Here is a 20,290-nt window from a genome sequence, read left to right on the forward strand (position 1 = left end):
TATGCTCGGCCGGCACATGCTTTTTGGCATTATTTTGCGGCCAACCAGATTGCAGTCGCACTGGCGTTCGCCAATACCCCTAACTCGACAAGAACAAAATGACTGGTATTCCTGACGATCACGCTACCACCAACAAGGCCTTTCCATTCACAGACAAGGCTTCAGGAGGCTTCGGAGACTGGAGAGACGAGTTTAATCGTCAGGAATTCTGCAACCAGGTTGGCAGCCTGCTTCTCGAGCATAGAAGCCCTGAAGGCATTGCAATTTCCATCGAAGGAGAATGGGGGTCCGGCAAGTCTTCGGCACTAGCCATGATTAAGGCCTTCTTAACCATACATAAGCAGGATCTATCTTCCAAATCCTCAGGATCTCTGACGAGAATAGCTAAATTTAAGCGGTGGCTTCGGAGACATAGGCGTAAGAGCCCTCTTGCGCATGAAGATTGCACTCCGATTCTCGCTGAATTCAATCCTTGGCTAGTTGGCGCTGCAGATCACATGATTCAAGCTTTCATGGCTCAAATTGCATCTGAGCTTGGTCAGGTCAACCAAAACGCCAAAGCAACTGAAGCCGCTCAGCGTCTTATCGCATACGCACAACTGCTAGAGCCGCTGAAATGGATTCCAGGAGCAGAGCCTTGGACCTCGATTGTAAGAGGAGTCGTTGATAAAACTGGGCAAGGAGTTAAAAAAGTCAGCGAACTTCACAAGCTCAATATTGGCAAGCAGAGAGACGCTCTAAAGAAAACACTGCTCGAGCTGGGTCGTAACATTATCATCTTTATCGATGATATCGACAGGCTGCCACCTGCTGAAGTATTTCAGATTGTGCGTGCTATTCAGGCCGTCTCAGATTTGCCACGTTGTTCCTTCGTCATTGCCCTAGACCCTTTCTATACAGAAAAAGCACTACAGACGGCTGCTAGCTTCGAGAGCCCTGGACAATATCTTGACAAGATTATTCAGCTCCGTCTTTTTCTTCCGCAAGTAAACAAGGCTGACTTGGAGTTATATTTTGAGAAACGGCTATGGCAGGCCATCACTCCTTTGCAGCAAGATCGCTTTCGTGACGAGCAAAAGCGCCTAAGCCAGATCTGGCAGTTGGGAGTGAAGCCACTCATTCAGACGCCAAGGGATGTTATCCGGATCATCAATCGGTTTCTGTATATAGAGCCAAAGTGTGGCACGGAGGTCTGCTGGGGTGATCTGTTGGGATTGCAAACGATTGCAATAGTTCTGCCGAATGTATTCAGGCACATCATGCAAAATCCAGGTGCTTACACAGGGATCGACATGGCCGACTCCTACCAGCGTGGCAGCCATCAAGAGCACGTCGACCAGTTTGCAGATGAGCGTGCAACTGTATTAAAATCCTTGCCAGACAAGACAAGAATTCAGACCCAGCGGCTGTTAGAAGATCTTTTTCCATTGTTGCGCAAATACTCTTATGACAAACTTGGTCAACAGGAATTTTCAAAGAACAGAAGGATTGCTGCCAATGACAGATTAAGAATAGCGCTCACCTATGATCTTCCCTCTGATGAAGTCTCGCAAGCTGACGTTCAGTCCTTTTGTTGTGATCCAGCAAGTAGAGACAATGTAATCAGGAGAGTTATTGCCAAGGATTTACTGGATCGCATTCTTGATCTTGCACTGCAAAAAATTGATTTATCTACGGTTCCCGACAAAAGAGAATTTGTGGTTTTCCTGGGAACAATTGTCGAAGATCAACAAATCAATGGTCGCTCTCAGGGATTCCGATCGCTGTTTTACATGTCCACAATTGATAAGATCATACGGCTTTCCGAAGTTGTGTTGGCGAGCTTGGGTGATGACGGTGATGAGCTGAGTGTTCTTAGCGACTTGGTCTCGAACCCTGCTATTCTTTCGTTGGCCACTCATCTACTGGCAAGGATCCTCGCCAAGCGTGAGGAAGGACTACAGCAGAGCGAGATCGCATCCACAAAGACTTTCATCCCAGCATCGGAGAATCCAGTCCTCAAAGAATGGTTTGATACAGCGGTCAACGTCCTTCGCAGCGAAGCCTTTGCGGAAATTGCCGATAAGTGGATTATAGTACGGATTCTTTTGTCACTACAGGAAGGCCGAGAGCAAATTCCAGACTTGCTTCTGCCTCATATCAATTCTGACCACCGCATCGATGCCATTGCTGATATCTTTATTAGCAACGAGACTGATTCGGCAGAGGGGACTACGGTTGCCTGCAAGAACGAATACTTGAGAGAGCTAGGCGATCCTGGCATCATTCGCGCGAGAGCAGATAGTCGCTTGAGCGATCCATTGGTTCAAGCAAACAAGAGACTTGTTGCGATATACAAGTCAATTGTGCAACAGCAGAAAATCTATGTTCAGAATGCGGAGCAAGAGCAAGAGTGGAGCGAATTGAGTAGCTAGACACTGGGGCGAGAAGTTTCAGCGGCCAAAGTTGCAGGTTGTTCGGCCTGAACTGAGTTACAGGCTTCGCTTTGAGGTCGGTACCGTAGGCCCTTCCATGCTCCGCGCCTCGGCAAGGGTTTCACCAGCCAGCCGGGTTGGACGTTGGGCTTCGCTGCGCTCCGCCATCGAGGCGGGGCTGGCCCTTGCCTTTCGGCGCGGTTGCAGGGCGGGTCCTGCGTCACCCCTCCAGTGGCTGCTGCCGAGTCCCACCGTGCCTCCCTGTCCTTCCCATCGGACAACGGCAAAACCGGCCCGATCGCTGTCTCCGGCACCAGCCGGCTCACTTGCCCTTCCTCTTGCCCATTGGCTGGCGATCAGGGCTGCTACGCCGAGGCTGGCTTCCATACCAGGCTGCACTGGGATCGGCTTAGCCACGGCGAGAGCGGCTCCCCGGCAGCGGCCTTCATCAAGCAGGTGCTGGCGCTGCCGGCCGGCATCCTCTTCCGCCATTGCGTCGCCGGTGATCAGTGGCCTGATCCAGCTGATCCTCTGCGCATCGATCACGGCCTGTTGCTCCAGCTGGCCAGAGCCACACGGCATCTGCGGGCGGCCTGGTCGTTCACCCACTTCCCGATGGGCCCCGCCAATCAGGCCACCATCCGGCTGGCAGCCGCCAAGGGGCTGGTGGTCAATGCCTCCACCGAGTCCCGCTCCACGGCGGCCGCGTTGGTGCGGCAGGGCATCCCGGCGGTCTGCGTGGTGCCGCCCGATGCGCCGGCGGTGAGCCGCCACGAGGGCGTGCGGTTCGTGGCCTGCCCCGCCAGCCGCAGCGGCCGCAAGGTGCAGTGCATCAGCTGCGGCGGCCGCTTTGGTCTTCCCCTCTGCGCCCAGGCCGATCGGCCGTTTGTGATCACCTTTCCCGCTCATGGCCCCCGGGCTGCTGCGGCGGCGGCCCACTGCAGATGAGCTAGCAGTGCCCTCTGGGTCTTGCTCCGGGCCTCTCCAGTCTGAGGCCCTCCTGACGTCGGGCCTCCGCTGGGATCGGGTCCCGTCGCTGCGCCGCACCCGGCGCCGATCGTCATGGCCACGCTCTCTGGCTTCCCGTCCGTTGCGGCCGCCTCGCCGTTCTGCAGCCCCGAGGAGGATCCGTTCCTGCTGCTGGAATCCACCCTGCGCTCGGTGCAGGAGATCCTGATCCGCCGGCGTGGGCTGCCGCTCCGGCGCACTTGGATCGAGCAGCCCTATCGCGAGGAGGAGATCACGCTGCTGGAGGAGAAGGTGCTGCCGGCAATGCAGAGCTGCCTGGAGCGCATCGGGGAGATCGATGCGGAGCTCGAGGCGCAGCAGGATGCCGAGATGGCCCGCATCGAAGCCGAGCGCGCGGCAGCGCTGCAGCTGGTGGTGGCCTGAGCCCAGCTTGGGGGCTCCAGCCCCCTGGCCCTCATGATGGCTCAGTCGGCTGCAAACACCAGGGTGGAGAGCGGCCACCAGCCGCCACCGCCCTCGTCGTAGGACAGCTCTACCATCGGATCAGCATTGAGGGATTCGGGCGCCAGGCTCAGCACACTGGCGCCGCTCTCTGGGCTGATCAGGTCACGCCAGCAGCGCGAGCCAATCGCCGGCAGGAGTGTCGTGGTGTCAGGCATGGGTTATGGGCTCACCATCACCCGGTTGCCAGCGCCGCTGTTGCTCACAGCCGCGAACTGTCTCCGCTGGGGAGACCAACAAAGCGAGCGCCAGCCCAGATCAGCCGGGGAGCTGCGCACCGTCCAGTTGAGACCATCGGCGCTGGTCATGATCCGGTTGCCGGTGCCGCTGCTGCTCACCGCCACCAACAGCTCCCGCTCCGGCGCCCAGCAGAGGGAGGTCCAGGCGTTATCGGCTGCTGAACTGCGGCTGCTCCAGCTGAGGCCATCCGGGGAGGTCATCACCCGGTTGCCCCGGCCGCTGCTACCCACCGCCACCAGCAAACCCAGCTCCGCCGCCCAGCAGAGCGCCGTCCAACTGTTGGCTGCGGCGGCTGTCCCCAGCGTCCAGTTGCGGCCATCGCTTGAGGTCATCACCCGCTGGCTCCCGCCGGTGCTGCTCACCGCCACGAACAGCCCCAGTTGACGCGCCCAGCAGATCGAGCGCCACTCCTGATCCGCGGCAGCCGGGCCGGCTATCCAGGTGAGGCCATCACTGCTGGTCATCACCCGGTTGCCCGTGCCACCGCTGGCTACGGCCACGAGCAGGCCCAGCTCGGGTGCCCAGCAGATCGAGGTCCAGTTGTTGTCGACCGGCGTCGCACGCAACGTCCAGCGGTGGCCATCCGGTGAGGTCATCACCCGCTGGCCCGTGCCGCTGTCGCTGACGGCCACGTACAGCCCCAGCTCGGCGGCCCAGCAGAGCGCCACCCAGTTCTGATCCGCCGCTGATGGTTGGGGGCTCCAGCGGATGCCATTGCTTGAGGTCATCACCCGGTTGCCGCTGCCGCTGTTGGCGACGCAGGCGTAGAGCTGCAACACCGGCGACCAGCAGATCGCCTGCCAGCTGTTGTCCGCCGCCGAGCGCACGGTCGACCAGAGCACACCGCTGATTCCCAGCACTGGCGGCGGGCTCAGGAGGTCTGCCATCGCCGCTGCCGGCAGCTGGTAGGTGCCGGCCTGGGGTCCGACGGGACGGGTGATCGCCAGCAGGTCGCCTGGTTGGAGGGTCATCAGCTGCGGCGCTCAGGGCAGGGCCGGCAGGGTGCTCAGGTCAAGCGGCATGTAGTCCCCCGCCGGCTGGGCGGTGGCCATCGCTGCCTGCAGCTGGGCTGCGTCCACCACCCGCCCCGGGGTGCCGTCCGCCAGCGCCAATGGGTCGGCCAGCTGCACCACGCCGGCAGCGGCGGTGGTTGCGGGCTCGACGCTCAGCAGCGGTTGGGCGGGATCGCTCTCATCAACGGCCAGCGGTGCGGCCACCTGGATGCGGATCACGCCGGCGCCATCGGGGCCCAGGGCAGCGTTGGCACTCCAGTTGCTGCCGTCAAACAGCAGCAGATCCCCCTGGGCGATGTCCGCTCCGGCGATGCCGCTCCAGCTGGCCATGGCGGGGCCGGAGCTGCTGGCGATGTACACATCCCCCGCCTCAGCCGCAGCCGGGGCCTCGGTGGTGGTGGGGTCGATCGCCCCCCTGTAGGTGAGCGCGCCAGGGATGGCGGCATGGAGGGTGCCGTCGGCATCCACCGAGAGGTTGGTGCCGGGCTTGATCGCACCGATCGCCGCCTCCGTGGCGGGGCTGAGCATGAACGCCTTGACCTCATCAGCCGTTGCCCGGTAGGGCGTGCTGCCGCGCTGCACCAGCAGCAGGTCGGTGGGCTGGGGCAGGGAGCGGCTCGTGGTGCGGCTCTCGGTGGTGGTGGCCATGGCGATCAGTTCAGAAGGGGGGAAGTAGGACGAGAGATCAGGCCGGCAGGGGGCTGAGCAGGCGCAGGTCCAGCGCGATCACCACCACCCCATCGCCGGCGGCGGCACTGAGCAGCGGCGCCAGCGCCTGCAGTGCCGTGACGCCGCCGGACGGCGGTGGTTCAGGGGTGCCGCCGTCCTGCAGCTGCGCCTGGCCCAGGAAGATCACCCCCTGCGGCCGGCTGTTGCTGCGGCACTGGGCGGTCAGCTCGGCCAGCACAGCCGGATCGGGAGTGGCCATCGGCGCCAGGGCAGTGCTGCTGAGCTGTTGCCAGCCCCCAGCCAGGAATGCGCTGGCTGGGACAGCGCTGGCTGCTGGGATCAGAGCAGGGCATCCCCCAGCTCCAGCGCGGCGAGATCCGCGGCATCGTTGATGCCCTCGTTGCTGACGCTGGCAGTGCCCGATGCACTGGCCTGGGCCTCCAGCGCCATCGCCTGCTCCACGAGTTCGGCCTTGGTCTGGCTGCCATCGAGCTCAACGCCGTAGACGGTGGAGCAGAACTCCATGATCTGGGCCTTGGTCATGGCCTGGAAGTCGGTGGGCTCAGAAGCCAACAGGGCCTCGCCACCATCGGTGGTGGTCTCCAACGGGTCGTCGGTAGGAGTGGGCTCATCTGGTGCTGGGGCGTGCTCGGTCGCTTGCGGTTGCTCGGGCTCGAGGTCCAGCGCATCCACCAGCTTTGGCTCCGGCGCGTTGTCCCCGGTGTCCACCGGGGCCGGCTCATCGCCACCACTGGTGCTGCTGAGCAACTGCCAGCCCAGGGCCTGCCAGCCGGCCAGGTGCACCGGCCAGATCGAGCGGGTCGCCCCGTCCTTGCCGATCAGCAGCTGGGTGGGCGGCAGCAGCGATGCATCGCCCACACCCGGATCCGGGCTGACGGTGAGCCGCTGCTCCGGGCCCGAGAGGCGAACGGGGGTGGAGGCGGGGTTGCTGCTGTCAAAGGGTTGCAGCAGCTCAAGCGGCAGGGCTTCAGCCCCTGCCGCCACGTTGAGGGTGTCGAGTGGGTTGCCCATGGCGCTCACCTCACAGCCCTTGGTTGGCGGTGAGCGCCACGGTCATCCCCACCGGCGTGGCGGGAGAGACCGTCGCCCGCGCCAGCCGCAGGCAGGGCGGGGTGATCAGCGCACTGTCAGCCGGGTCGATCAGCAGTGCGGCCCCGCTGATGATCGCCTCCACCTTGCCGCCGGCGGCGGGGATAGCGACGGCTGCGGCGGTGATCCAGCTGCCGGCGTTGCCATCGGCCAGTAGCGGCGCCAGCTCCAGGGTCACCGTCACCGCCTCGCTGTGGCCGGCGTGAGAGGCGACCAGCACAAAGGAGCTGGCGGCATCGAGATCGGTGCCGAGGTTGACGACATCACCGCTACTGCGAGTGTGTTCGTAGCAGTCGGTGGCCGAGTGGTTGATCCAGCCGACGAGCACCGTCTGGGCGTCGAGCAGCCGGGTGGCTTGAGAAGTCATCAGGGGTCTCCTGTGCGAAAGGGATGAATGGGTCTGGGTAGTCCTCCGGGGTGAGGCGTTACTCAGGGCAGCACCAGCGGCATGGGGGCGACGTTGTACAGGCGTGCGGCTGCCTTGCGGTTGCAGACGGCAAAGCCCACGTACCAATCGACCCGCGTGCGGAACACCGGTGCGTCATGCACCTCCCCGAAGTCCCGCACTGAGATCCCGTAGCGCCCCTCGAATGGGCCCTGCAGACCGCAGACCGCCGCGTCACCGAGCACGCAGCAGTAGATCGAAGTGGTGTCTCCGGGTTCGTCGTACCCGAGCACGGCGTTGCCCTCGGCGTCCTCCTCCACCAGCAGGATCTCGATCCCCTCGAAATAGTGGCGGCCGTCGATCACCTCATAGAGGTCGCCGCCGGCCTGACGGGAGGCAGTGCTGATCTGGCGGCGGGCCGCCTTGCTGGCGATCAGCACCTTGTCGCCGCCGTAGCCGATCACGCTGTCGCTCAGCGCCTCCAGCGCCAGCAGGTTGAGGGTGCTGCCGCCGTTGTCGATCGTCTGGTCCTCGCCGGGCACCAGGCGCTTGCTCAGCCCGTTGAACGCTCGCGGATCGAAGGTGTCGTCGCCGTTGATGATCGCCGCCTCCAGCGTCAGGCGCATCGAGCGCACTTTCATCTCGGTCTGGGCGGCGCGGGCCTCGGGGCCCTGCATGTCGACGATCGAGCGGTCCACATCCAGGTCGCCGCCGAACAGGTGCACGAACTCCGAATCGGAGTTGATGACGCCGTAGCTCTGGCGGTAGCCCTCGTTCACCGCCCGGAAGCCGACGCGGGGGAGTTTGGTTTCAGCCGGAAAGCTCAGCGAGCCCCCCACGAGGTTGCGGAAGGGCAGCCGGCGCAGCAGTTCCCCTTCTGCAAAGGTCTTGAGCACCGCCAGCTGCTCCGCGCGGCGGGCGTATTTCTGCGCCTCGATCAAGGTCAGGCCCAAGGGCACGCTCCCGGGGCCTCGCCCCAGTGACAACAGCAGCTGTTGCCAGGTGTCCCCACGCCCCAACCACCGAGGAGACAGAACCGTGGTGGCCCAGCTCCTGGTGGAGCGGCTACGCGCAGCCCTCCTCATGGTCCGGGCGGCCTCAAGGGCTGCGCGAGTCAGCCGGACTGGTGCGTTGGCTGCGCTGCGCTCCGCATTGCAGAAGGGGCTGCCCCTTGACCCCGCCCGGCCTGCTTCGGGGTCTTCGCTACGCCTGCCATGGCTTCAGCATCCCGGATCCGCGCCTTCCAGCTCCTGAGCTCCCGCACCCTGGAGTTCCTGTGCGAGGAGGCATCGGCCCACCGCCCGGCTCCTCTTGAGCGGCTGGAGCGCCTCTGCGCCGATCTGCTCTTCGATCGCCAGGTGGCCACGCCAGCTTCGGTGCCCGTCTGGTGCCCCGAGAGCGAGCTGCCCTTCTGAGGGCCCAGGCCCTTGGGCCCCTGGCCCCGGCTGCGGCCGGGGCTCTTCTTTTGCCCGCAGCCGGCGGCCCCAGGCCATCAATGGCAACAGGGCTCAGCAGCACCACGCCCATGGCCAGCCCCATGACCCCCGAGCGGTTCCAGGACCGCTTTGAAGCCTTCCGCGGTGAACCTCAGCAGGTCTCCGGCGTCTGGACCCTCCACGCCGCGATCGCTGCACTGCCCGGCAGCGAGGCCGTCCTCGATGAACAGGCCCCCTGGGCGCTCACCTTCAGCCAGAAACCCGCTGCGACCCCGGCACCAGCAGTCCCCAGCGGCGGCCTCGATCCCCGCGGCTCAGAGGAAGCCGGGATGGCGGGCCCGCAGCTGGCAGCTCCCGTCCAGCCCGGGGATTCCTACCTGCTGGTGAATGACCGAGACCAGGACATGGAGGCCTACGACCACACCGGGGCCTTCCTCTGGAAGATCCCCTGCCTGGCCCGTGGCCAGGGCGCCGACACCGATTGGAGCCACAACAGCACCGACACCCCGCCGGGGCTCTACAGGCTCGGCCAGCTCTACGCCGACTACGAGCAGAACCCCAACCCGCCCTGCTCCGATACCGCGATGGGCTACGGCTGGTATTCCTTCGACATGGAAGAGCTGGAGGGCCAGGAGGCCGCCCACGGCCGGGCCGGGATCATGCTCCACGGCGGCGGCTCGGCCTGTGGCTGGCCCGGCGCCTGGGCACCGCAGCAACCCCTGCACCCCACCCTCGGTTGCGTTCGCCTGCACAACGCCGATCTGCGCGACAAGGTGCTGCCCCTCTACCGGCAGGGCACCGTCTATGTGGGGGTGTTCCAGGAAAAAAAGTGACGACGGGGCTGGTGTTGCCACCGGCTGGGGCCTGATCGCGACGGAGGAGCGGCGATGCAAGCCAACCCAGCACCCCGACCGCCCAAGCCGCCGTTCGACTGCGAACGGTTTGTGTTCAAGATCCTGGCGGTGGTGATCGGCACCCAGCTGCTGATCTATTCCCTCGCCGCTGGGGTCTGCGGCCAGCGGGCGATGGAGGGCAGGCCGATCGGCCAGATCTGCCCCGGCACGTTGGAGCAGCTGCAGGGCGGCTTTGATTCCACCCTCAAACTGCTGCTGGCGCTGCTGGGTGGAGCAGCGCTGACGCGCATGGACCGGTAACGCCTGGGAGCGGGAGGGGGGCTTGCTCCGGGCCTCTCCAGTCTGAGGCCCTCCTGGCGTCGGGCCTCCGCTGGGATCGGTCCCGTCGCTGCGCCGCCCTGGCGCCGATCACCATGGCCACGCTCCCGTCTGGCGTTTCTGCCTTCTGCCGGCCAGAGGAGGATCCGTTCCTGCTGCTGGAGTCCTGCGGCAAGGCCATCGAATCCATCCTGCGGGGGCATGTCGGCCGCCCACTGCGCCGCACCTGGATCGAGCACCCCTACGGAGAAGAGGAGATCACCCTGCTGGAGGAGGAAGTGTTGCCGGCCATTCAGCAGTGTCTGCTGCGGGTGGAGGAGATCGATCAGGCGCTGCAGCTCGAGCAGGATCTGGAGATCCAAGCGGTCCAGCGGGCCATGGCTCCTGATCAGAGCGCGCTGCTGGCTGAGGCCGAAGCGGCTGCCGTGGGCAGCTGAGGTCCAGCAGGGGCTTCCTGTTGGGTTTGGCTACGCAGCCAGGTCCTGAAGGAGCCCCTTCTCCAGATCACGGCGGTGGTCCTCTGAACAGCCACGCAGCCTGTGCCGCTCCGCCTCTCGCGCCTGCTCGGGCTCCGCGGCGCCGGCCGCAGAACAGCAACGGGCCAAACGCCCGAGCTGCTGTGGCAGCAGGGCAGGCCACCAAACGGGCCAGGGCCCATCGCCAGGAACACTGGCCCGGAATGCCGCTGGGAGGGCAGGAGAAGCGCCGCTTGGCGGCAGGCCGCATCAGTCCTGACGGGGAGCGCTGGGCAGTCCTCGATCCAGGCGGGTAATGAGCAGCTCTGTCCTCGGGCGCGGTGAGCGTTCAGCACGGAGTTGCATCCATGCCCGTGGGGCGTGGCTGGCCGGGCGGAGCGAAACCCCTCCGCAGCCTGCCCCTGCGGCTTGCGCTGGCCAGGGCTGACGCGAGTCTCGCTGGGCTCGCCCCTGGCCAGCACTGCGCCTGCGGGGCGTCTGGTCGGTGTTCTCCGCTCCACCCCAGCCATGGCCACTCCCCAAGGCCCCGTCTGCGAAGTCCGCCTGCTTGTGGTTCACCGCTATCAGCCCGGAGTTCAGAAGCTCGGCACCACTCCCTGTGAGGTCGAGTTCTTTGGCCGCCGCGGCAAGCCCGTCAAGAAGATGCGGCTGATCCCTGCCGAGAAGGCGTTCGCCTTTGCCCGCAAGCTGCAGGGCACCCCCGGCTGCACCGTCTCGGTCTGCTGAGCCAGGGGGCTCAGGCCCGGCTGCCGGTTGGTGGCCGGGCCTTACAGCCAATGGCGGTAGGCACTCCGCTGCCGGCGGGCCCTGGCTTTGGAGCGAGCACTGCCGAACTGAGGACTGCTGCCGTCACGGCGACGGCGCACCCAGACGCCACGGCGAATGAGCTGGCTGTCCTGGGGATTGGCCCGACGGGCGGCCACGATCGCCCCATAGCCCCGTTTCTGCTGGCGTTGAGCACGGGACCGGGCCTGGCTGGCGCTGGCGGCCGGCACCACCGTGGCGGTGGATCGGTTGCGCCAGAACACCAGATACCAGGCCATCGCTCTACCGGCAGGGTGATCAGCGCCGCGGTGCAGCCGCCCTGGGCGTGGTGCCCTTGACGGCCTCCAGATAGAGCTCGGCCGTACTCAGGGTCTGCAGGTTCACCGCGCCGCCGTGCTCATGGCTCGTTTCAGGCACAGCAGCCGAATAGAGGCCGCTGCGCTGCTGGAACAGGAAGCTGTACACCGGGTGGCGGCGCAGCTCCTCCATGTAGTCGCCATCGCTCAGGGCCACCCCGTCGGCGGTGAGGGGCTGGCCCTTGCCGTCCACCGGCAGCAGCCGCTCGCGGCCATCCACATCCGCCAGCTGGAAGTGGCCGCCGCACAGCGTCACGAAAGTGTCAAAGAAGGTGCCCCGTTCGTCGCCACCCACGCGGCCCTCGGCCTCGGAGAACAGGCGCTCCATCAAGCGCTCCTTGCGCAGATTCTGCACCTGAGAGCGGGCCTCGTCCCGTTCCTTTTCAACGCTGCGCACGCGGCGCAGGTTGGCCTCGTTGAGCTGGCGCTCGCGCTCGCCCACCTGGCGCTCGAACTCCTCGCGCTTGCGTTCGGCGTCCTGCAGGCGGGCGTATTCGTCCGGGTTGATCTCCGAGAAGCGCGACAGCTGGGCACGGGCCTTGCGCAGTTCTTTCTCGAGCTGGTTGCTGCGGCGCCGTTCAGCCCGCAGGGGATCAGCATTGCTGGAAGCGGCTGCAGGGGGGTCGTCGTTGTCGCCGCTGGCGCTGCTCGAGTCCTGGGGAGGAACAGCATCAAAGCTGTCGTCACCTGTGCCGACGTCGTGGCCGCCGGCCTCGTCGTCGCCCTCATCGAGGGGGTCGAGTTCAGCAGCTAGTGGAGCTAAGGAACCAGCAGGTCCCTGGTTGGGTTGCTGCTGCTGCTGGCGGTAGGTCTGCCACGGAGCAGAAGAGGCCAGGGGAGCTGGAGCAGCGCCGCTGTTGGCGCCATAGGAATCAGAGGAGAAGAAGGAGGAGGACATCACCCATCACGGCTGTGGTGTTGCGGGCGCCCCGTCCGGGCTGCGCTCGCTTTCCCTGTTGCCAGCAGCCGATCCCACTGCTGGCTAGCAACGCCAGGGGGCGTGCCGGTCCGCGTCAAGATGGAAAGCCCTGGTGCCTGGGGCGTGGCAGATATCACCGCCGTTACTGGTGCCGGCCTGGCCGCAGGAGCCGCCGCCGCTGCAAAGGTCCGAAAGGGTCTGGATCGCACCACCAAAGTCCTGGCGGTGGCTGCCGGCACGGTTGCGGCTTCGCTCAGCGAGCTCAACAACTTCGGGGTTGACCCCCAGCTCATCAGCCGCATCACATCTGCGGCCTCCAATCACGGCGTGGCTGCAGCAGATCTGCTGGCCAAGCTGCCCGGGGAACTGGAGCACTACGGCACCGCAGCGGTTGATGGCTTCCTCAAGGGGGGCGATGCCCTCGGCAAGCACTGGTCCCACATCGAAAGCCGTTTCAACTCCCCCCACCTGGCCGCCGATGCGGCCAATGGCATCTGGGAGGACGGCTCGGTCAACATTAGCCGCGGCTCCAGCGACATGAGCTGGCTGGAGCGACTCCGGGCCAGCACGGACAACCACCTCGATGGACTGATCGCCGCAGCTCAGACCCCTGAGTTCTGGCACCGCACCCTCGGCAATGCCGTGGAGGCCAGTGCCTATTCAGCAGCGATCACCGCGGTGGATCAACTGCTGGTGCACCGCGACCTGTTGCTCAACGGCACAGCCGATGAACGCAAAGAGAGGCTCTTGCAGATCCTGCAGACCAGCGGCTTGATGGCTGCCGGAGCGCTGCCTGTCTCGGTGTTTCTGGCAGTGGCACTGATGCTCGTGCCTGGCCTGGCGGTGGTAATGGGTCCGCTGGGGGTGATCGGCAGTGCCGGACTCGGGTTGAGGCTGATCACCTCTGCCGTGCGTCATCCCAGCCAGCAGGAGCGGCAGGCGGTCCAGCAGTTGCAGGGCTTCCTGCAGGAGCTGGCCTATGCCCAGCAGCGCGATAGCGACGGCAATCTGACCATCACCGTGCAGGCCCAGCCGGCGAGCTGATCGGCTGAGACTTCTCGGGATCAGGATTGTGGCTCCCTTCCCCGGCCTTGGTGGCCGGGCTGTCATCGAGCGTCGGGCTGCTGATTGCATTGGCCGTGGCCAGGGCCAGCTGGTGGCACAGCTCCTCGACCGTGACTTCCATGCCTACGTGGAGCATCTGGACTTGGAGGCGGCTTGAGCCGCTGGGCTCTCCATCAGCCCGCCGGATCCGGCAGCTCATCCAGTACAGGCGCCGAGCGCCGGGCCGGCAGGTAGATCCACTCCCCCGTCGGCAGCGGCGTCGAGGGCATGTAGCCAGGCACCAGCAACTGCATCCCCGCCGGGATGGAAGTGGTGGAGCGGTAGACGGGCAGGAGCAGGGTGGTGCCAGCCGGCAGCGGTTCCTCGCTGGGCCAGCTGCTCAGCTCTGGGTTGAACTGGCGCAGCAGAGAGAGGCTGAGGTTCTGCTCGGCCGCCACGCTGCTGAGCGTGTCGCCTTCGGAGGTGATGTAGGTCTCGCTCTGCTGCAGCACCGGGTTGAGGCTGCGCAGCTTGCTTTCCGTGGTGCCATGCCGGCCAGCCAGCACCGCCAGGGAATCCCCCTCGAGGGCGGTGATCGTCTGGGTGCTCTCCAGCTGGGGGTTGATCCGCCGCAGGGTGGCCACGGTGGTGCCGTAGCGCTCGGCGATCAGGGTCAAGGTGTCGCCCTCCCGCAGCACCAGCACGATGTGGGGCCTGAGCACGAGCTGGATCGCTTCCCCCAGCAGCGGCTGCACCAACAGGCCGATGCCGCCTGGGCCGTAGTCCGCCCCGAAGTGCTGCACCAGGCAGCCCGCGAACTGGGCCCGGCCGCCGGATGGCAGACCGCCCTGGGGCGAGAGCTGGGCCAGGTCCCCCAGCCACATCACCCCCTGGCAGGGGGCCTGCACTGTGCCCAGCAGCATTGGATCCCAGGGCAGCGGCGCCTCCTCGCGGAAACCGGGGGTGGCCCAGGCCTGTTCAGCCGCCAGCCAATCAAAGGTGTTGCTGGTGCTCACCGGCAGGATCGCCGCCCGGCAGAGGTAGCCCCGCAGCCGCACATCGCCCGGGTCGGTGAGGGCGGTGTCGTTGTAGCCGCTGACGATGCCGCTCTGCTCGAGGAAGCAGTCGATCACGTGCCGGCGAATGGGCACCGGGCTGCGGCTCTCGGGCCGGTCCACCTCAAACAGGCAGAGGCGAGCGTTGGCGTAGGGCTGCAGGGCCAGCCACAAGGGCAGAGCCCCAGGGGGCGCAGCCGCGGGCTTGGCCTCCCGGCTGTCGGTCGTTGGGGCAGCTGCAGGCAGAGAGACCAACTGACCCCACAGCGGCGCAGCGCGGAGGGGATTGAGGCCCTGGTTCAGCGGCGACAGGGGCTGCTCCATCGCTCAGCCCCGCACCAGTGATCCCCGGAAGGGGTCGGGGTTGCACTGGCGCCAGTTCTGCAGCCGCGGCAGCAGCAACACCAGCTGGCCGATGTGCTGGCTGCGCTGCTTCCCCAGCACCACCGCCGGCGAGGGGCCCGCAGGATTCCACTCGCTCTCGGTTTCCTCCAGCAGCAGCTCTGTGGCGTACTCCACCACCGCCAACTTGCTCAGCGGCAGCGGGTTGGGCACCACGCCGCCGGCCACGCCCTTGCGCCTGCTGCGCACAGGGCTGTTCACCTCCGCCGGGGTCAGCGCCGCCAGCTGCTGATCCAGGCTCACGATTGCTTCCAGGTGGCCCTGGGCGGTGCACACCCCCGTGGGGTAGTGGGTCTGCAGCTGCGCCATCTCCCGGTTCAGGGCCGCCAGGGCAGCACTGGTCGCCGGGATAGCGAGGGCGATGCGCAGGGCCTCGGCGTCACCAGGGCGCCAGGTGCAGGTGGTTGGGGAGGTCTGGGTCATGCCCTCCCTTGCCAGCTCAACCCCCGATCTCCCCATTGGGCTCGCCCAGCCCCAGCCGTTGGCGCAGCTCCACGCCGTCGATCACCCCCCGCTCATGCAGCACCAGCCATTCCTGCACTGAGGGTTGGGGTTTTCGTGGCGGCTGGGGCGGCACCAGTGGGCAGATCTCCACGCTGCAGGCAGGTGCATCCGCCAGCTTTTCGCCGGTGAGGCGGGTCCACTGGCGTAGCAGGGTGCTGAGCATCGAGCTCTTCTGGCCCGCAAGCGACTGCAGCACCGCAAAGCTTTGGCCAGCAGTCAGGGAAATCTCCAGCTCTGTGCGGGCAGGGCCGTGGCCGCCGGCTGGGATCAGGGCGTCGCGGCGCATGGCTTCTTCCAGCTGCTGCAGATAGGCCCGGTGCTCCGCCAGCGAACGCGCCTCGATCTCGACCCACTGGAACTTGGCGCCCTCGGGCAGGTCCATGAAGGAGGAGGTCGAGAGCACCAGGCGCTGGGGCCGCTGGCCCTCTGCGGCGGCGGTGGCTGCACCCGAGCCGAGGGCCCCATCACTGCGGCGGAAGCCGTAGGCATCGACCAGCCCCGTGCGCACACCCACCGGCAGGGCGGTGCGGGAGAGGAGATCCTCGTATTCACTCCGGCAGCGGTAGTGATTGAGGTACTGGTGGGCCAGGCCCAGGTGGGGCAGATCGCCTTCGCCAAAGGCGGTGCCATCCACCGAGTACCAAAGGGCCGGCAGGTCAAAGCGCTGGGGCATCCGCTCCGGCTCCCCCACCGGCACCACGTCGTAGCCATCAACGCCGCCGGGGCTGGGGTTGGCCTGCCAGCTGCGCAGCACCAGGCCGTCATCGCTCACCGAGAGGCGGCGGTACAGCCAGGCCGCCGGATCCGGTACCAGGCCTCCGTGAGCGTCGATCACCACCGTGGGCACCGCTGCATTGCCAGTGGCGAATCGGGGCGGCAGCGCCTGCCGCAGCGGTTCCCGCCAGACGATCTCCACCGGCCCCGATGCCGGAGCGCCTGTGGCGCAATCGGTGGGCAGGCGCCAGTTGAGCAGGTCGCCACGGGGCACCAGCTGCAGACGGGGCAGGGATAGCCGGTCGCCCTTGGCGAGGGCCTCCAGCTGGTCCCCCTCTGAGGGCCAACGGTGCTGGGGCGGCAGTTGCAGGATCAGGCAGCCGCCATCGCGCAGGGTGAGCAGGTCGGCCAGGAACAGGAACACCCCCAGGTCGGTGCCCTGGCCGTCCACATCGGTCGCTACCCGGCTCAGGGAGTCGGGCAGCTCCTGCCAGGCCAGCCGTGACAGCATCCCCGCGTAGGTGCGCAGGGCATCGCGGTAGAAGCCGGTGGGGCGAGCTGCCTCGAGCCGCTTGAGGTAGCAGGTCTCGGGCTCCTCAATCCCGCGGGGCAGATACACCGGCCGGCGGCTGGTGCCGTCAGGAAGCTCCAGCAGGGTCCAGCAGTCGTAAACCAGCTGAAGGCGGTCACGTAGGCCGCTCAGGGTTGGGTGCTCTAGCCAGGGAGGCTTAACGGGAGCCTGAAAACCAATAGCGGGTGGGAGCGCGCAGAAGGAGGCTGGAGCTGGGCTGGGACGGAGGGATGTCGGCATTGCGAACTGGCGGGACTCCAGCTATTGCCGGAGTCAGGATTAGAGCGCCAAAAGCAAGGAACAGCTATACATCACGAAGGCAATACTTTTCTAGTAACCCCCTCTGCCGCTTCATGGCGGAGAAGCAGTTCTATGGGCGCTTCTGAGTTTGCGGATTACATCGAACACTTAAGGGGCTAGATTCAAGCCGTCCATGCGCTTGCATTCATCGGCGTTGCTACGACATGCCCTCCATGAGGGTAGAGCGTTCATGAAGAATTGAGGCATATGCTTCTTGCAATCCATTTGAATAAAAGAATCTCTCTGCTCGGTCTAGACAAGCAATGGCCTCTTGAAAGTCGCCTTGCGCAAGAAGTGAGCGGCACTTGATGATGTGAGGACAGGCACTAGGGCAATTGTTTGCGATAGCAATCTCGGACCATTTGCCAGCGTCTTCCTGGCGATGAGGCAGCAGCCAGTAGAGAATGCAAATCCATTCTAGAAACTTATGCTGAAAAGGTGGGCTTGCATCAGAGGAGTCAGCTATGTGCTCGGCTAGTTCATAGTCTTTGCCCTCGAGTGCGCAAGCCATGCATGTCGCAGCAAATATCTTGTAGTTGTTGGACAGTATACTGCTGTCATAGTCGGAGAGCTTCTTCGATATGAGCTCAAAACTATCTACGTACCAATCATAGGCTTTGCGAGGGCCAATGCTCACGCAAAGAGCACGATAGAATTCGTCAAGCCGATCAAATGTCAGCGAAGAAAGAGCTGAAAACTCTCCGATCGCAAACGAAGGCAAGCCCGCCGAGAGAAGAAGTCTGCAGTTCTTGAAACGGATATCGTTAATGTGTCCATTGTTCAATAATACATAATGCAGGGCGCTTGAGTCTGCTTTCTCTAGATCCTCGTTGTCATTCCTCCTCCCTGTTGGTATGGGCAGCTCACTAATAATTGCATCTTGAGCTTGAAGTAAGACTTGGGCAGCTTGTTCAAGTCGCTCAACATTGCTCAAGCCGTGGGATGCACTTGAGGAATGGTCGTCTTCAATTGCTGCCATGTTAGTTGTCAAGCATTCCAATTATGTGTGAGTAGAAAGTGTCAGCAATCCTCTCAAAATCATCTTCAATATCGGCAGGAGAAGGGCCCTCATCCATGAAGATCGCTAGGTTATCTAATTGTCTGTTCAGAATATCTCGCTTATGAATATCGATTTCATGAGCCGGAGGTTGCCAGAACGGGATGAGGAGTTTGACAAGCCTTAGTCGTTTTTCGGGGGGCATGCTCCACGCATCAATGAGGATCTCATACGCTCTTTTCCTGTCACGCTGTATCACCTTTTCGGGGTCATGGAAAAGCTTAGACTTAGTGCATGCATGCATGAAATGCTGAACAGTCCTAGATCTATATTCCGCTGAATATCGTGCCAGCATATCCCTCATGGCAAGAGATTGCCGGACTAGATATAGTAGTCCATCTGGCTCTGCCGCTGACTTGACTTGGTTTGCCGCAATAGATAGTTCATCTGTCCAGTCATCTGGACTTTCATTGTCTTCCGCGGCCAAGTATTGAGAACGCGGATAATTTTGTGCGTCGGCTGAGGGCGGAGTCTCGGCTGCAGTATCAGCCGTCAGACCCTTGTAATAAGATAATATCCCATGAAGGTTTAGCTCGTGAAGCTCAACGAGTCTTGGTTCATGGTTCCTGGCAGACTGGTATCCGATAATCTCTGACGCAAGTAGGCTTTGGATGTCGGCAAGCGAATACTGTTGAAAGGCATAGTTGTCATCGAGTTCTTGGAGAACACCAACGCCTAGCTTGATCGGTCGACCGATCTGCTCAAAATAAGGTATCCCTTGAAGGTTAAATGCACTAATCCGTCCGCACCACATTTGGAGATGAATATTCTCGTCCACGAGACGACATGAGGCAGTGATGTCTCTGTCTGCATAGTCCAGCGGAAAAAAACTCTTTATTCTTTTCCTAAGATCCATTCCTGGCATGCCGAGCGAAGCAGGAAGACCTGTAATCAACTGATAGTCGCACCACTTATTTCTGGTGATAATGGCTAAGTAGCATTTATGCATGATGCTTAACCCTCAAGGTCTCGGATCGTCACGATGCATTCGGGATTCATCGCCTCAAAGGTATGCATTCCTTTGAGAAACATTTCACAGCAATACTGCTGAGCTCGTAGCTCGTCTGCAATTTGTCCCTGTTGCTTTAGAATCTCTTGTAGGGCGGTCTCGTGTTCTTTGACCTGCTCGGTATGTCGACGTTCAGCTTCACCTCCAATTCCTTCGCCTACCCATTTGAAAAGAGAACCGGCGAAAGGAAGCTGAGAAAGTCCATCAAAGCCTCTTTTCATCCCAACACGAATTCCCCCTTCAAGATCAAGCTCTGGGCGCTTGCCCAGCTTGATCTCTGCCTCTCTGGCTCGTTTTAACTGCTCTTGCTCGGCGTAGATCTGCTGCTCAATATAAAGAGGTATCAACGATGTTAAAGGGAATTCAACATTGAAGGGCTCAGGGAACACTTCTTCTCGCTTATTCATGGTATCAGATTCCTCATCATACCAGGCAAAGTTTTCTCCGACTGAACTGACTGGATAAACACGAATAGACGCTTTGCGATCTCCTTTGATCATTGCCTCCTCAACCAATGGCCGAGCAAACTCACTGACCTCTCGTATTTTTGTAAACAGAAGGCGCTTGCAGTCCTGAAGGCTTAGCCCGGCCGACTGCAGTACATCCCATTTTGATATAACAAACTGCGTGGGCTTTGTTGCATCTTGCAGAAGAGGAGGGATAACTGTTGAGCCAAATCGTACGGCCCATCTCACTCCAGGCTTGCTGCCTTGATGCAGCTGAAGCAGTCTTAAGCCGTCTACCAGCACAAGATAGCCATCGGCGCTCCGAATCGCCTTCTGCACTTCTGCGTCAACGTCTGTGTAGCCCTCAAAATTACCTCCAGCGTAGTCAAGATAGTTGAATGTCAGGGCTTTGACTGTTTTGCCATCATTCTTCCTTACGCGACAATCAAAGCTCCAGGATGAAACGTTTGCAGTTCCGGGAGGCCACTCGGATTCAAAAGCAACCGTTTCGTAGATCTTGTTCAGGGTATTGATTTTGTCTTGTTGATCTGGCAAGGAAAGATAAAAATCAAGATTCCCTCTGGCAGGCACATTTAACTTTTTCCAAAGTGCCGCAAGATATACTGTTTTCCCCGAGCCTGAGGGGCCAATCATTAGAATATTAAAATCTGTCTTGGCTTTCTCGAGATTAGATTTGCCCATGGTCAAAGGGGTCCATACTCTTAGGTCCAAGCTAACATGGTAAACAGAGTTTGAGGTCTGG

At 62.8% G+C, this 20,290-nt stretch carries 25 protein-coding genes; 10 read left to right on the top strand and 15 right to left on the bottom strand.

All coding sequences use genetic code 11. The annotated features are described in order from the left end of the window. The first annotated feature begins 98 nt into the window (after positions 1-98). The 3 genes from H9532_RS07640 to H9532_RS07650 all read left to right on the top strand — a co-directional run bounded on the left by H9532_RS07640 (position 99) and on the right by H9532_RS07650 (position 3,806). A complete protein-coding gene (locus H9532_RS07640; RefSeq protein WP_296367017.1) occupies positions 99-2,414 on the top strand; it encodes a P-loop NTPase fold protein in 2,316 nt (771 codons plus the stop codon). A gap of 231 nt (positions 2,415-2,645) precedes the next feature. Beyond that, on the top strand, positions 2,646-3,362 hold the full coding sequence (locus tag H9532_RS07645; protein ID WP_296367018.1) for a hypothetical protein: 717 nt from the start codon (positions 2,646-2,648) through the stop codon (positions 3,360-3,362). 114 nt (positions 3,363-3,476) lie between these two features. Next, positions 3,477-3,806 carry a hypothetical protein gene (locus tag H9532_RS07650; RefSeq protein ID WP_296367020.1) on the top strand — a complete coding sequence of 110 codons (330 nt, stop codon included), beginning with the start codon at positions 3,477-3,479 and terminating at the stop codon, positions 3,804-3,806. Positions 3,807-3,847: 41 nt separating this feature from the next. Here the strand turns inward: H9532_RS07650 and H9532_RS07655 are convergent, their stop codons facing one another. From H9532_RS07655 to H9532_RS07685, 7 genes are all read right to left on the bottom strand, one after another. Next, positions 3,848-4,042 carry a hypothetical protein gene (locus tag H9532_RS07655; RefSeq protein WP_296367021.1) on the bottom strand — a complete coding sequence of 65 codons (195 nt, stop codon included), beginning with the start codon at positions 4,040-4,042 and terminating at the stop codon, positions 3,848-3,850. Between the two features lie 3 nt (positions 4,043-4,045). Further along, a complete protein-coding gene (locus H9532_RS07660; protein WP_296367023.1) occupies positions 4,046-5,095 on the bottom strand; it encodes a hypothetical protein in 1,050 nt (349 codons plus the stop codon). A 12-nt stretch (positions 5,096-5,107) separates the two neighbouring features. Further along, complete coding sequence (locus tag H9532_RS07665; protein WP_296367025.1) at positions 5,108-5,785, bottom strand: hypothetical protein; 678 nt, start codon at positions 5,783-5,785, stop codon at positions 5,108-5,110. A gap of 37 nt (positions 5,786-5,822) precedes the next feature. Then, entirely contained in the window at positions 5,823-6,065 is a 243-nt protein-coding gene (locus H9532_RS07670) for a hypothetical protein (protein WP_296367027.1), read from the bottom strand. An 80-nt stretch (positions 6,066-6,145) separates the two neighbouring features. Continuing rightward, a complete protein-coding gene (locus H9532_RS07675; protein WP_296367030.1) occupies positions 6,146-6,838 on the bottom strand; it encodes a hypothetical protein in 693 nt (230 codons plus the stop codon). Positions 6,839-6,848: 10 nt separating this feature from the next. Next, positions 6,849-7,283: a hypothetical protein gene (locus tag H9532_RS07680; RefSeq protein ID WP_296367031.1), complete on the bottom strand. Its 435-nt coding sequence runs from the start codon at positions 7,281-7,283 to the stop codon at positions 6,849-6,851. A 62-nt stretch (positions 7,284-7,345) separates the two neighbouring features. Next, a complete protein-coding gene (locus tag H9532_RS07685; RefSeq protein ID WP_366664544.1) occupies positions 7,346-8,254 on the bottom strand; it encodes a major capsid protein in 909 nt (302 codons plus the stop codon). A 261-nt stretch (positions 8,255-8,515) separates the two neighbouring features. Here H9532_RS07685 and H9532_RS07690 point away from each other — a divergent pair, with 261 nt between their 5' ends. The 5 genes from H9532_RS07690 (at position 8,516) to H9532_RS07710 (ending at position 11,111) form a co-directional block, all read left to right on the top strand. Beyond that, positions 8,516-8,716 carry a hypothetical protein gene (locus tag H9532_RS07690; RefSeq protein WP_296367035.1) on the top strand — a complete coding sequence of 67 codons (201 nt, stop codon included), beginning with the start codon at positions 8,516-8,518 and terminating at the stop codon, positions 8,714-8,716. Positions 8,717-8,826: 110 nt separating this feature from the next. Next, positions 8,827-9,570: a L,D-transpeptidase gene (locus H9532_RS07695; protein ID WP_296367037.1), complete on the top strand. Its 744-nt coding sequence runs from the start codon at positions 8,827-8,829 to the stop codon at positions 9,568-9,570. 54 nt (positions 9,571-9,624) lie between these two features. Next, positions 9,625-9,891, top strand: coding sequence for a hypothetical protein (locus H9532_RS07700; protein ID WP_296367040.1), 267 nt, complete (start codon positions 9,625-9,627; stop codon positions 9,889-9,891). Positions 9,892-10,004: 113 nt separating this feature from the next. Next, positions 10,005-10,346, top strand: coding sequence for a hypothetical protein (locus H9532_RS07705; protein ID WP_296367041.1), 342 nt, complete (start codon positions 10,005-10,007; stop codon positions 10,344-10,346). A gap of 546 nt (positions 10,347-10,892) precedes the next feature. Further along, the gene (locus H9532_RS07710) at positions 10,893-11,111 is read left to right on the top strand and encodes a hypothetical protein (RefSeq protein ID WP_186696677.1); all 219 of its coding nucleotides are present in this window, start codon (positions 10,893-10,895) and stop codon (positions 11,109-11,111) included. A 41-nt stretch (positions 11,112-11,152) separates the two neighbouring features. Here H9532_RS07710 and H9532_RS07715 read toward each other — a convergent pair whose 3' ends face one another. Continuing rightward, the gene (locus tag H9532_RS07715; protein ID WP_197166717.1) at positions 11,153-11,428 is read right to left on the bottom strand and encodes a hypothetical protein; all 276 of its coding nucleotides are present in this window, start codon (positions 11,426-11,428) and stop codon (positions 11,153-11,155) included. A 19-nt stretch (positions 11,429-11,447) separates the two neighbouring features. Then, on the bottom strand, positions 11,448-12,404 hold the full coding sequence (locus H9532_RS07720; protein WP_296367049.1) for a hypothetical protein: 957 nt from the start codon (positions 12,402-12,404) through the stop codon (positions 11,448-11,450). A gap of 144 nt (positions 12,405-12,548) precedes the next feature. Here H9532_RS07720 and H9532_RS07725 point away from each other — a divergent pair, with 144 nt between their 5' ends. Next, positions 12,549-13,469 carry a hypothetical protein gene (locus H9532_RS07725; RefSeq protein ID WP_296367050.1) on the top strand — a complete coding sequence of 307 codons (921 nt, stop codon included), beginning with the start codon at positions 12,549-12,551 and terminating at the stop codon, positions 13,467-13,469. Positions 13,470-13,497: 28 nt separating this feature from the next. Next, positions 13,498-13,647 carry a hypothetical protein gene (locus H9532_RS07730; RefSeq protein WP_296367052.1) on the top strand — a complete coding sequence of 50 codons (150 nt, stop codon included), beginning with the start codon at positions 13,498-13,500 and terminating at the stop codon, positions 13,645-13,647. A gap of 16 nt (positions 13,648-13,663) precedes the next feature. Here the strand turns inward: H9532_RS07730 and H9532_RS07735 are convergent, their stop codons facing one another. From H9532_RS07735 to H9532_RS07760, 6 genes are all read right to left on the bottom strand, one after another. Next, entirely contained in the window at positions 13,664-14,848 is a 1,185-nt protein-coding gene (locus H9532_RS07735) for a LysM peptidoglycan-binding domain-containing protein (RefSeq protein ID WP_296367054.1), read from the bottom strand. A 3-nt stretch (positions 14,849-14,851) separates the two neighbouring features. After that, entirely contained in the window at positions 14,852-15,349 is a 498-nt protein-coding gene (locus H9532_RS07740) for a hypothetical protein (RefSeq protein WP_296367056.1), read from the bottom strand. Between the two features lie 16 nt (positions 15,350-15,365). Next, entirely contained in the window at positions 15,366-16,955 is a 1,590-nt protein-coding gene (locus H9532_RS07745) for a DUF4055 domain-containing protein (RefSeq protein WP_296367058.1), read from the bottom strand. Positions 16,956-17,172: 217 nt separating this feature from the next. Then, a complete protein-coding gene (locus H9532_RS07750) occupies positions 17,173-17,994 on the bottom strand; it encodes a hypothetical protein (RefSeq protein ID WP_296367059.1) in 822 nt (273 codons plus the stop codon). Position 17,995: 1 nt separating this feature from the next. After that, on the bottom strand, positions 17,996-19,021 hold the full coding sequence (locus H9532_RS07755) for a hypothetical protein (RefSeq protein WP_296367061.1): 1,026 nt from the start codon (positions 19,019-19,021) through the stop codon (positions 17,996-17,998). Positions 19,022-19,026: 5 nt separating this feature from the next. Next, on the bottom strand, positions 19,027-20,229 hold the full coding sequence (locus H9532_RS07760) for a hypothetical protein (protein ID WP_296367063.1): 1,203 nt from the start codon (positions 20,227-20,229) through the stop codon (positions 19,027-19,029). Between the last annotated feature and the right edge of the window lie 61 nt (positions 20,230-20,290).

Source organism: Vulcanococcus sp. Clear-D1 (assembly GCF_014654725.1).
GTDB lineage: Bacteria > Cyanobacteriota > Cyanobacteriia > PCC-6307 > Cyanobiaceae > Vulcanococcus.

What these genes read in the sequence shown, in the direction of transcription:
- H9532_RS07640 (WP_296367017.1), top strand. Translation starts at nt 99, where the DNA reads ATGACTGGTATTCCTGACGATCACGCTACCACCAACAAGGCCTTTCCA.
- H9532_RS07650 (WP_296367020.1), top strand. Translation starts at nt 3,477, where the DNA reads ATGGCCACGCTCTCTGGCTTCCCGTCCGTTGCGGCCGCCTCGCCGTTC.
- H9532_RS07655 (WP_296367021.1), bottom strand. Translation starts at nt 4,042, where the DNA reads ATGCCTGACACCACGACACTCCTGCCGGCGATTGGCTCGCGCTGCTGG.
- H9532_RS07660 (WP_296367023.1), bottom strand. Translation starts at nt 5,095, where the DNA reads ATGACCCTCCAACCAGGCGACCTGCTGGCGATCACCCGTCCCGTCGGA.
- H9532_RS07665 (WP_296367025.1), bottom strand. Translation starts at nt 5,785, where the DNA reads ATGGCCACCACCACCGAGAGCCGCACCACGAGCCGCTCCCTGCCCCAG.
- H9532_RS07670 (WP_296367027.1), bottom strand. Translation starts at nt 6,065, where the DNA reads ATGGCCACTCCCGATCCGGCTGTGCTGGCCGAGCTGACCGCCCAGTGC.
- H9532_RS07675 (WP_296367030.1), bottom strand. Translation starts at nt 6,838, where the DNA reads ATGGGCAACCCACTCGACACCCTCAACGTGGCGGCAGGGGCTGAAGCC.
- H9532_RS07680 (WP_296367031.1), bottom strand. Translation starts at nt 7,283, where the DNA reads ATGACTTCTCAAGCCACCCGGCTGCTCGACGCCCAGACGGTGCTCGTC.
- H9532_RS07690 (WP_296367035.1), top strand. Translation starts at nt 8,516, where the DNA reads ATGGCTTCAGCATCCCGGATCCGCGCCTTCCAGCTCCTGAGCTCCCGC.
- H9532_RS07695 (WP_296367037.1), top strand. Translation starts at nt 8,827, where the DNA reads ATGGCCAGCCCCATGACCCCCGAGCGGTTCCAGGACCGCTTTGAAGCC.
- H9532_RS07700 (WP_296367040.1), top strand. Translation starts at nt 9,625, where the DNA reads ATGCAAGCCAACCCAGCACCCCGACCGCCCAAGCCGCCGTTCGACTGC.
- H9532_RS07705 (WP_296367041.1), top strand. Translation starts at nt 10,005, where the DNA reads ATGGCCACGCTCCCGTCTGGCGTTTCTGCCTTCTGCCGGCCAGAGGAG.
- H9532_RS07710 (WP_186696677.1), top strand. Translation starts at nt 10,893, where the DNA reads ATGGCCACTCCCCAAGGCCCCGTCTGCGAAGTCCGCCTGCTTGTGGTT.
- H9532_RS07715 (WP_197166717.1), bottom strand. Translation starts at nt 11,428, where the DNA reads ATGGCCTGGTATCTGGTGTTCTGGCGCAACCGATCCACCGCCACGGTG.
- H9532_RS07720 (WP_296367049.1), bottom strand. Translation starts at nt 12,404, where the DNA reads ATGTCCTCCTCCTTCTTCTCCTCTGATTCCTATGGCGCCAACAGCGGC.
- H9532_RS07735 (WP_296367054.1), bottom strand. Translation starts at nt 14,848, where the DNA reads ATGGAGCAGCCCCTGTCGCCGCTGAACCAGGGCCTCAATCCCCTCCGC.
- H9532_RS07740 (WP_296367056.1), bottom strand. Translation starts at nt 15,349, where the DNA reads ATGACCCAGACCTCCCCAACCACCTGCACCTGGCGCCCTGGTGACGCC.
- H9532_RS07745 (WP_296367058.1), bottom strand. Translation starts at nt 16,955, where the DNA reads ATGCCGACATCCCTCCGTCCCAGCCCAGCTCCAGCCTCCTTCTGCGCG.
- H9532_RS07750 (WP_296367059.1), bottom strand. Translation starts at nt 17,994, where the DNA reads ATGGCAGCAATTGAAGACGACCATTCCTCAAGTGCATCCCACGGCTTG.
- H9532_RS07755 (WP_296367061.1), bottom strand. Translation starts at nt 19,021, where the DNA reads ATGCATAAATGCTACTTAGCCATTATCACCAGAAATAAGTGGTGCGAC.
- H9532_RS07760 (WP_296367063.1), bottom strand. Translation starts at nt 20,229, where the DNA reads ATGGGCAAATCTAATCTCGAGAAAGCCAAGACAGATTTTAATATTCTA.